8 protein-coding genes and 2 tRNA genes are annotated in these 9,489 nt (G+C 72.7%); 3 read left to right on the top strand and 7 right to left on the bottom strand.

Annotated elements, in window-relative coordinates; translation table 11 throughout:
• Positions 1-50 precede the first annotated feature (50 nt).
• A complete protein-coding gene (locus tag IR158_RS19375; RefSeq protein WP_366928459.1) occupies positions 51-506 on the top strand; it encodes a tyrosine-type recombinase/integrase in 456 nt (151 codons plus the stop codon).
• Here the strand turns inward: IR158_RS19375 and IR158_RS16735 are convergent.
• The 3 genes from IR158_RS16735 to IR158_RS16745 form a co-directional block, all read right to left on the bottom strand.
• Complete coding sequence (locus IR158_RS16735) at positions 436-1,200, bottom strand: hypothetical protein (protein WP_291814867.1); 765 nt, start codon at positions 1,198-1,200, stop codon at positions 436-438. The two genes, IR158_RS19375 and IR158_RS16735, sit on opposite strands and share 71 nt — an antisense overlap.
• Positions 1,197-2,114 (bottom strand): DNA-processing protein DprA, encoded by a 918-nt coding sequence (locus IR158_RS16740; RefSeq protein ID WP_291814870.1) that lies wholly within the window; start codon positions 2,112-2,114, stop codon positions 1,197-1,199. The genes IR158_RS16735 and IR158_RS16740 overlap by 4 nt, the downstream gene beginning before the upstream one ends.
• A gap of 221 nt (positions 2,115-2,335) precedes the next feature.
• Positions 2,336-2,408, bottom strand: a tRNA-Arg gene (locus tag IR158_RS16745).
• Positions 2,409-2,777: 369 nt separating this feature from the next.
• Between IR158_RS16745 and IR158_RS16750 the strand changes: the two genes are divergently transcribed.
• A complete protein-coding gene (locus IR158_RS16750; protein WP_291814873.1) occupies positions 2,778-3,368 on the top strand; it encodes a hypothetical protein in 591 nt (196 codons plus the stop codon).
• Positions 3,369-3,389: 21 nt separating this feature from the next.
• Here IR158_RS16750 and IR158_RS16755 read toward each other — a convergent pair whose 3' ends face one another.
• Complete coding sequence (locus IR158_RS16755) at positions 3,390-5,921, bottom strand: PQQ-dependent sugar dehydrogenase (RefSeq protein WP_291814876.1); 2,532 nt, start codon at positions 5,919-5,921, stop codon at positions 3,390-3,392.
• 137 nt (positions 5,922-6,058) lie between these two features.
• On the opposite strand from IR158_RS16755, the gene IR158_RS16760 reads away from it, so the two are divergent.
• Positions 6,059-6,460 carry a GNAT family N-acetyltransferase gene (locus IR158_RS16760; protein ID WP_291814879.1) on the top strand — a complete coding sequence of 134 codons (402 nt, stop codon included), beginning with the start codon at positions 6,059-6,061 and terminating at the stop codon, positions 6,458-6,460.
• Between the two features lie 48 nt (positions 6,461-6,508).
• On the opposite strand, the gene IR158_RS16765 is transcribed toward IR158_RS16760, so the two are convergent.
• The 3 genes from IR158_RS16765 to IR158_RS16775 form a co-directional block, all read right to left on the bottom strand.
• Positions 6,509-6,598, bottom strand: a tRNA-Ser gene (locus tag IR158_RS16765).
• 74 nt (positions 6,599-6,672) lie between these two features.
• Entirely contained in the window at positions 6,673-7,941 is a 1,269-nt protein-coding gene (locus IR158_RS16770; protein WP_291814882.1) for a threonine/serine exporter ThrE family protein, read from the bottom strand.
• 125 nt (positions 7,942-8,066) lie between these two features.
• Positions 8,067-9,263 (bottom strand): hypothetical protein, encoded by a 1,197-nt coding sequence (locus tag IR158_RS16775; protein WP_291814884.1) that lies wholly within the window; start codon positions 9,261-9,263, stop codon positions 8,067-8,069.
• Between the last annotated feature and the right edge of the window lie 226 nt (positions 9,264-9,489).

The following is a 9,489-nucleotide window of genomic DNA, read 5'->3' on the forward strand; positions in this document are numbered from 1 at the left end:
GCAGACGTCCTGGAGCAGTGGAAGGCCACGCAGGACGCCGACCGACAGCAGTGGGGGACGCCTGGCGAGGAACCGGCCGGCTCTTCACCCGGGAGGACGGGTCCGACCTCCGACCCGACGTCGTCGGGAAGCTCTTCACGAGGCTTTCGAAGGAAGCCTTCCTACCCCCGATGAGGTTCCACGACCTCCGTCACCTCAGCGCGTCCGCGATGATCGCGGCGGGAGTCGCGCTCGAGATCGTCAGCAAGCTGCTGGGCCACTCGTCCATCGGCGTGACGAGCGGCATCTACTCGCACCTGCTCCGGCCCGCGGGCGTCGACGCGGCCGCCCGAACGACGCCTTCTGGGCCTCGAATCGAGCCTCCAACGGTGGTGCCGCCCCTGACCGGCGCGCGAGTGCTCCTGCGTAGGCATCTCCGACGCGCCCGTCATCACGTCAGGGACAGGCGCCGCCGGTCCACGGGCAGATCGACGGGTCATACCAGCCGCCAAGACGCACCCGGATGAACTCAACGTTCGGCGCCCAGTCCGGATTCAGGACTCGTGCCACCGTCAGGATCGAGACGTCGGCTACACCGGCGAGTTTCAGCGCCGCAGCCGCCGACTGTGCGTGCCCGCCGCGGACCCACGAGTCGTCGATGAGGATGACGTGTGGCCGATACGGAGGCGGCGTCACGACGAGGAAGTTCTCAGGGCGGAGCTCGCGGACGCTTACGGGGTTCGGTGACGGCGCCAGCACGATCTCATGCCCCGGTTTCGCAAGCGCCTGCAAGAGCACCCGAAGCGGCTGAGGTCTGTCTGGACGTCGGGTCGACGGAACCACAGCCCATCCGATGTCGGCCGGATTCCCGGCCAACTTGGCGTCGCATGCGCCATGACCCTGGAGCCCGATGGCCAGCAATGAGCTCATCATGTCCGACAGCGACGGCCCCGGGTTGTCAGCCTTGTAGCCCCTCACGAGCTTGTACGCCTGCGAGTCATACTCGACGGCGTACACGAGCGAAGCGACGCGGTCAGCGGTCCGGTGGGCACTGCTGGCGTGGCCCGAGCAGGGGATGCACCGCTCGTACCCATCAACCGGCGCCGCGCACACTGCGCAGGTGACCCTGTGCTCGCGAATCGTGTTGCGCAGGTATCCACCCGCCTGGCTGACCACCAGGTCTGCGACGCGCTGGACCCGCGGCGGCAGGACGCGAGTCATGCAGCGGACGGAGCCAAGTCCCGCAGGGCGGCCCTCAGGGCCTCCTGCTCACCCAGAACCTGCTCGATCGCGGACTGCAGCTCACCGGTGCCCGCCACGACGTACACGCCACGACGTTCCGCCAGCGCCGCTCCCCATTGGGTCGTCTCAGCGACCGCTCTGGCGAGGATCACCGGGCGCCCGTGCTGAGTCGCGAGCCGAGCCTGGATTCGGGTCCCGCTCGTCTCCCCGGCCTCTACAACGATCGTCGCGTGGCCGTACCCGGACATCGTCGCGTTGCGCATCGGGAAGTTGTACTTGGTAGGTGGTGCGTCTGGGAGGAACTGCGAGAGCACGAGCCCACGTTCCTCGATCTCGCGCTGAAGGGCACGGTTCTCGGCCGGGTACGACTTCCGGATGCCTGTACCGATGAACGCGACGGTCCGTCCACCGGCAGCAAGGGCTGCTCGATGGGCCGCGGAGTCGATGCCGGCTGCGAGACCGGCGATGACAGTGAGGCCCTTCTCGACGAGGAGCTCTGCGGCGGCCGCCGCCATGCTCAGCCCGAGAGGCGATGCATGCCTTGAGCCGACCACCGACATGCCCCGGTCGTCAGACAAGAGGTGACCGGACGCAAACAGGAACGGTGGCGTCTCGCGGATGTCCAGCAACCGACGCGGGTAGTCGGGGTCCATGACGGTGACGAGCCGGAGACCCATGCGTTCCCACTCGACCAGATCAGCTTCCGCAGACTCGAGTGCCGCAACCACCTCGGGATCGGGCAGCAGGCTCTGCGACGTCCGCTCTTCCAGCAGGCACGTCGCGCTCCCGAGGAAGGCGACCTCCGTCGCTAACTCGGGCCACGTCGACTTCCCAGGCCGGATCTTGAGCAACGCGAGGAGAGCGGCTCGCTCAGCGTGGACGTCGTGGGCCATGCCGCCAGAGTATGCCTCCAGGCACCGACACCCCCGTCGAGGGGGCCAGGTGTTGGAGACGACATGCGCCGGTCGTCCTACCAGGCGACGAGGGACCACCCCGCCGCGCCGAAGCGGCGCGCCCGGCTACTGCTTGTTCGCCGGTGCAGGTACGCACACCTAACGCACACCGGCCGCCCCAGTTGGGACGGCCGGTGAGCGTTACTGCAGGTCAAGCACTGCGCGCCCGAAGGGACTCGAACCCCCAACCTTCTGATCCGTAGTCAGATGCTCTATCCATTGAGCTACGGGCGCACGGCCCTCGCGGGCCGACCAGAACGATACAGGCACGAGGGCCGGACCCAAAACGCGAATGGTGCGTCGTCGGCCACATCCGGGCTCCGCCGGGCCCGCCACGCTTCCGCTACCGGACGGTAAGGGGCCGTTCGGGCCGCGTTTCACCCGCGCACGCTCGGCCGACCGGGTGGCTCGTCACGGTCGCGGGGCGCGGGAGTGCACATGTGTGTCACCGTGACGGCTCGCCGCGGGTCCGACGACGTCCCCGCACGTCACGAGCATGCAGGAGGGCACGGTGGTCGGTCGCCATGACCGCAGCGGGGTACGGGAGGCGCGCGCAGAACCGCTCACGAGGGCCTGGGCTGTGACTGGCGTCGAGGCCGGGCCGTGAGCGCACGGGAGGTGCACGACGCCCTGCACGGCTGGGCGGCCCGGCTGGTCTCGCTCGGCGCGATCGTCGTCACACGCCTGCGCCCCGGCCTCACGTGGGTCGAGGCCCAGGACCTGGCGCACGAGCACGGCTACGACCTCACGGAGGAGGTCGCGGCGCTGTGGACGTGGCGCGACGGCGTGGGAGCGCGCCCAGGGCGTCCTGCCGCCCACCTCGCGCCCGGGCAGGACTTCGCGTCGCTGGACGAGAGCCTGCGTCACTCCGGCGACTACCTGCGCGCCTCACAGGCCGAGGAGCGCGCCGGGACCGCGGTCGGGACACCGTGGCAGCCGCACTGGGTCGTCGCCGTGCACGGCCACGCGATGCCGCTCGTCCTCGACGGGTCACGTCCTGGCCCGGACACCTTCCGCCACGACCCTGCGGCCGACCCGCTCGTCGTCGCCCACTCCACGCTCCCCCAGCGCATCGCCCGGTGGCACGACATGCTCGACACCGGCACGTGGCGCATCGCCCGCGACGGCACGTGGGACGTCGACCTGTCCCACCTGACCGAGTCGCCGCACACACCCCGGACCGACGTCACGTAGGGGTGTCAGCCGCCCGGGCCGTCAACTGCTGGGGCGCAGCTGCGACGCGGGGACGATCTCCTGCACCTGTGAGCTGCTCGACCAGCGCAGCTGGATCGTGGCGTTGCGCAGACCGTCGAAGTACTCGAGCCGGATCGGCACGGCCTGACCGGCCTGCAGCGCGATCCTCCCGGTGTCCACCCGTTCGGCGTGGTTGCTCCACTGGTTGATGACGAGCGTCCCGTCGACCCAGAGGCGGACGCCGTCGTCGCTCGTCGTGGAGAACGTGTACGTCTGCGAGTAGCGCGGCACGATCGACCCCGTCCACCGCACGGAGAACGTGTCGGCCCCGATGCCGGCGATCGGGGCCGCGGTCCCCCACGTGAAGGCGATGGTCGGGTCGACGCGCGTGACGCTGGTCCCCGTCAGGTCGGAGTTGTCGAAGTACGTGCCGCTCAGCCCGCCCCCCTGGGACGGCGACAGCGACGCCGTGAGGGTCGTCGCGCTGGTGGGGGTGGTCCACGTGCGGGTCGCGGCCGTCGAGCCGTCGGACCACCGGTCGAACACGTAGGGGACGCCCTGCGCGTCGCTCTGCGCCGGCACCCCGAGCTGCAGGTCGAAGCCCGCCCACGAGGTCACGGTCGTCGGTCCGGTGACGGTCTGGCCGTTGACCGTGAGGGTGCGGCCGGCGGGCGACGTGCCGAGCGTGACGGCGACCTTGCGCGGCTGGAGGTCGCGCGTGACGGTCGTCGAGACGCCCTGCGAGTCGGTCGCGGTCAGGCTGACCCGCAGGTAGCTGTTGGCCGCCGCGGCGAGGTCCTCCGGGCCGGGCGCGGTGAACGTCGTGCCCGTGCCGGTGACCGGGCCGAGGAACGGGTGCGTGTGGGCGTCGTGGACGCGGATGACGGTCCAGCTCAGGCGCGTGCCGGGCAGGGTGCCGTCCTGCGCGTCCGTCGCGGAGCCCGACAGCTGGATCGTCTGGCCGACGCTGAACGTCGCCCCCGCGGCCGGTGACGTGATGGTCGCCACGGGCGCGGTGTTGCCCGAGCTGATGCGCACCGTCACCGGTGAGGACGTCGCGCCCGCGGCGTCGCGGACCCGCAGCGTCGCCGTCCACGACCCGGCCGCGTACGTGTGGCGGACCGTGGGGGTCGTCGTCGTCGCGTCTGCCGTGCCGTCGCCGAAGCTCCACAGGTACGTCAGCGCGCCGCCGTCGGGGTCGCTGCTGCCCGAGCCGTCGAGCGTGGTGGTGAGCGGCGCGGCCCCGGTCGCCGGGCTCGCGGTGACCGCGGCCGTCGGCGGGCGGTTGGCGGTGCCCGTGTACGCGATCCGCCGGATCTCGCCGCCGTTCGCGTACGTCGTGTAGTAGAGCGCCTGGCTCCCGGCGTACGGACCGAACTCCAGGTGCACGGCGCCGCCCAGACCCGAGGCCAGGTCGGTGCGCGTGCCGCCGGACAGCATCATGATCCGGCCGCACACGTAGTCGGCGAAGAGGTACCCGTTCTCGTACGCGGCGGGCCACACGCCGTTCGGCACGAACGCCCCGCCGGTGATCGAGCCGCAGCCGGTGGACCGGGTGTAGTCGTGGATCGGGTCGGTCATCCCCGCCGGCAGCGAGGCCCCGCAGTTCGTCGCGGACCCCGTCTGGGCGCAGTGCCCCTCCCGCACGGGCCAGCCGTAGTCCGCGCCCGCGGTCCCGAGGTCGATCTCCTCCCACGCGTTCTGCCCCACGTCGTTCACGTGGAACACGGTGCCCGCGGCGTCGGGGTCGAACGCGAACCGGAACGGGTTGCGCAGTCCCCACGCGTAGGTCTCGCGGCAGATCGTCCCGGCGGCCACCGGGGCCAGCCGGCAGCTCGCGGTCCCGGCACCCAGGAACGGGTTGTTAGGAGCCGGGGCGCCCGTCGTCCGCTCGACGCGCAGCACCTTGCCGTTGAGCGTGTGGCGGTCCCGCGACGCGTCGTTGTTGCCGGCGCAGCCGCTGTCGCCCGCGTAGTCGCAGCCGCTGTCGCCCGTGGTGACGTACAGGTAGCCGTCCTTGCCGACGTGCAGGTCACCGGCGTTGTGGTTGCCTGCCGAGGAGTAGATGCCGTCCAGCAGGATGGTCTCGCTCGCCGGGTCCACCGTGTTGTCGTCGCGCAGCACGAAGCGCGAGACCCGGTTGGTCGGTGCACCCGCCGGGTTGGCGCCCTGGCTCGTCGGGCACGACGAGCTCGTGCCGCGCGCCGTGTAGAACAGGTAGATCGCACGCGTCGCCGGGTCCGGGTCGACAGCGACACCGAGCAGGCCGCGCTCCGAGTTGGTGCACAGGCGCCCGGCGAGGTCGAGCGCCGGGGTCGAGAGCAGCGAGCCCGCCGCGGTGCGTACCCGGAGGCGTCCGGCCTGCTGCGCCACGAGCATCCGCCCGTCCGCGGTGAACGCGATCGCCGTCGGGTTGTCGACGTCCGCGACCAGCGCGTCCGTGAATCCCGTGGGAACCGTGGCGGCGGACGCCGGCGGCGACACCACCGCCGTCACGCCCGCTGCGAGCAGCGCGGCCACCAGCACCTGCACGACCCGACCCCTGCTGCGCATCGCGACCCCCGTCTTCGTCGACGCTCCTCGTGCGACGAGCATGCATGCGCGCGGGTCGGGACGCAACGGGGCAATTCGGATGACGCCGACGATCCCCGCGCCCCCGCAGGTGGGCGCTCATGGGCGACCCTGGGGCCGTGGACACCCCCGACCTGCGCGTCCGCTTCGACGTGGACGACGCCGCCCTGACCCGACTGCACGCCCGCGCCTTCGGCAGCGCGGTGCCGACGGACGCGACGCCGTGGTCGGCACGCCTTGAGCGGTACGGCGTGAGCTGGGTGGGGGCGTTCGTCGACGACCGGCTCGTGGGGTTCGTCCACGCCTGCTGGGACGGCGGTGCGCACGCGTTCCTGCTGGACGCCGTGGTCGAGCCGGCGCACCAGGGGCAGGGCACCGGGCGCCGGCTCGTCGAACGGCTCGTCGTCGAGGTGCGCGCCGCGGGCTGCGCGTGGCTGCACGTCGACTTCGAGCCGCACCTCGAGGGGTTCTACCGGACGTGCGGGTTCGGTCCGACGGCTGCGGGCCTCCTGCGGCTGTGACCGTGGGACGACGAAGGCCCGGTCCCAGAGGACCGGGCCTTCGCGATGCGGAGACGGTGGGATTTGAACCCACGGAAGGGTTGACCCCTTCACGGCCTTAGCAGGGCCGCGCACTAGACCTGGCTATGCGACGTCTCCAGGACGTGGGCCAATGTACCGGCCGGGGGTCGCGGGACCAAAGCGTGAGGTGGGACGACGCGCGGCCCGCGAGCTCAGTGCTCGAAGCCCCACTCGCGGTCGGTGCACATCCGGGCCACGGCGAGCCCCACGGCGAGCGCCGTGACGACGAGCGCGGCCGACACCCCGTACGTCAGGGCCTCGCTCACCTCGCCGTTGCTCAGGTAGTACACGGCCCGGTACGCGGGCACGCCCGGGACCATGATCGTGACCGCCGGGACGTACACGGTGATGCGCGGGATGTTCAGGCGCGGCGCGATCCACGCGGCGAGCAGCCCCACGAGGAACGCGGCGACCGCGGCCGCGGCCTGCGGCGGCCAGTCGAACTGGGCGACGGCCTCGATGCGCAGGACGTTGGGCAGGGTCGCGACACCTGCGGCGACGAACGCCATGCGCCACGGGCTGTTGAACATCAGAGCGAAGCCCAGGACGCCGACGAACGACGCGAGCAGCCGCAGCAGCGTCATCGACGCGGGGTCGAGGGCCAGCGCGAGCGGCGGGTCGGGGCTCAGGCCGACGACGATCGACACCGCCCAGACGGCGAAGGCCGCCGACACGAAGATCATGAGCGCCCAGGTCAGGCGCGCGACCCCCGCCGAGAAGTCGAGCTTGGCGAGGTCGAGCGCACCCGTCGCCAGCGGGAACCCCGGGACGAGGAACAGGGCCGCGGCCACGTACCCGGCCTCGTGGACCCCGCCGGTGAGGCCGAGCAGGTGCAGCGCCTGCACGAACCCCAGGTACGACAGGCTCGCGAGGGTCGCCGCGAGCATCGTGACGCCGAACTGGTTGAAGCCGCGGTGCAGCATGACCCGCCGCAGCGCCTGGCCCAGCCCGGCACCGACGAACGCACCGAGGACCTCGATCACGCCGCCGTTGTTGAGGAAGGCGAACGCCGCGCACGCGACCGCCGCCCACAGCGCGTTGAGCGCGACGGGGTACAGCGGCGGCTTGGCGGTGATCCGGTCGATCTCGGTGGTGAGCTCGTCGACCGTGACGGGCGCACGGGCCTCGACGCGCTGCGCGAGCAGCTCGAGCTCGGCCAGCCGGTCGGTGTTGACGCCGACGGCGCGGACCTCGGTCACCTCGGTGCGGAACGAGCGGCCACGGTGCGACGTCGTCGTGATCTCCGTGAGCGTGACGTGCGCCTGGTGCCGGTCGATGCCCAGTGCCGCCGCGACGCGCGCCATCGACGCCTTCACGCGGTACGACCCGGTCCCCGACGCGAGGCTGAGCCGCCCCACGCGCAGCACCGCCCCCGAGCGGCGGATCAGCTCGAGCTCGTCGTCGTCAGGTTCGGTCGGCACGAGGCCATCATGACCGGACGCGTCGGTCGGCTGCGGGACGTCCGCCCCAGGGAGGTGCCGGGACGAGGGGGTTCGTGGCGACGGTCACACGCCCGCCGGCGGGCCACCCGCAGCGGGTGAGGCGGTCAGGGCAGCTCGTCGGACGCGCGTCGCTCCTGGTCGCGGGCCCGGTCGGCCGCCTTCGTCGCGCGCTCCAGCTCCCGGGCGGCCGCGCGCACCACCTTCTCGTGCTCGCGGGCCCGCGCGCGTGCCGTGACCAGCGCCTCGTCGACGCGGGGCAGTGCGGCGCGGGCGTCGGCGAGGCGTCGGCGGACGTCGGCGAGCGCGCGGACGAGCTCCTCCTCCGCGGCGTACGCGGCCGTCGACGCGGTCTGGGCGTCCTCCAGGGCGACGACCGCCTGCTGCTCGGCCGCCGCGCTGTCCTCGTGCCGGGTACGCGCACGCTCGAGGTCCGCGTCCGCCGCCTCGCGCGCTGCGACGGCCTGCTCGTGCCGCCGCCGCAGCCGTTCGCGCTCACGCTCCTGCCGCTCGCCCTCGCGCGCCTCGGACGTCGTCCGGGCCGACGCGCGGTCCGGTGACGTGGTGGCGCCGTCGGCGTCGGCGTCGCGACCTCCGCCAGAGGCGTCACCGCCGGGAACCCCCGCTCCGGCGTCACCACCGCGACCCCGGGCACCTGGCGCAGCGGCGCGACCGCGCGCCGCTCCGGCACGGCTGCTCCCCCCCGACGCACCCTCCGCACCGGTACCCCCGTCGACCGGCTCCCCCGCGCGCCCGCTCCCGCGCGCAGAGGAGTGTGAAGCGTTGGTGCCGGAATCCGGCAACAACGCTTCACGGTCTGGTGCGTCGGCCGGGCCGGCGGAGCCGAAGCCGACGTGCTCGGTGCCGTGCGTGAGGGTGCCGGCGGCGACGGCGTCGGCGACGCGCGGGTCCGCGAGCGCCGCCGTGAGCGTCTGCTCGACCTCCTGCGCGGCGGCGGTCGACACCTTCTGCCCCGCGTCAGCGGCGAGCCGGCGGGCCCGCGTGACCAGGCCGGACACCAGCGCGCGACGCTGCTTGCCCAGCTCGCGCAGCGCCGGCCCGTCGAGCGACCGTTCGGCGTCCCGCATGCCCTCACCCAGGTCGCGCAGCGCGTCGGCGAGGGAGGCGTCGTCCCGGACCAGCAGGTTCACCGCCCAGGCGGCGACCGTCGGCTTGCGGAGGGACGCGATGCGCCCGGCGAGCTCCTTGTCCTTCGCCGCCTTCGCGGCCCGGACGGCGGCGTCCCGACGCGCGACGAAGTCGTCCAGCGTCCCCCCGTACAGCTCGTCGACGACGTCGTCCATCCCGGCCACACCCCCAGCCTGCCGTGCGGCGACGCCCCCGCCCACCACCCGGGGGCGCGAGAGTGCAATCCAGCGCACCCCCGGTCACTGGATCGCACTCTCACCACCAGGGACGGACCACCGCGGAGCGCCACCGCCCACCACCCGGGGGCGCGAGAGTGCAATCCAGCACACCCCCGGTCACTGGATCGCACTCTCACCACCAGGGACGGACCACCGCGGAGCG

Origin of the sequence: Cellulomonas sp. (assembly GCF_015234515.1) — a bacterium.
Classification (GTDB): Bacteria; Actinomycetota; Actinomycetes; order Actinomycetales; family Cellulomonadaceae; genus Cellulomonas.

Coding starts and splice junctions, on each gene's coding strand:
- IR158_RS16735 (WP_291814867.1), bottom strand. CDS start 1,200: ATGACTCGCGTCCTGCCGCCGCGGGTCCAGCGCGTCGCAGACCTGGTG.
- IR158_RS16740 (WP_291814870.1), bottom strand. CDS start 2,114: ATGGCCCACGACGTCCACGCTGAGCGAGCCGCTCTCCTCGCGTTGCTC.
- IR158_RS16755 (WP_291814876.1), bottom strand. CDS start 5,921: ATGCGCAGCAGGGGTCGGGTCGTGCAGGTGCTGGTGGCCGCGCTGCTC.
- IR158_RS16775 (WP_291814884.1), bottom strand. CDS start 9,263: ATGGACGACGTCGTCGACGAGCTGTACGGGGGGACGCTGGACGACTTC.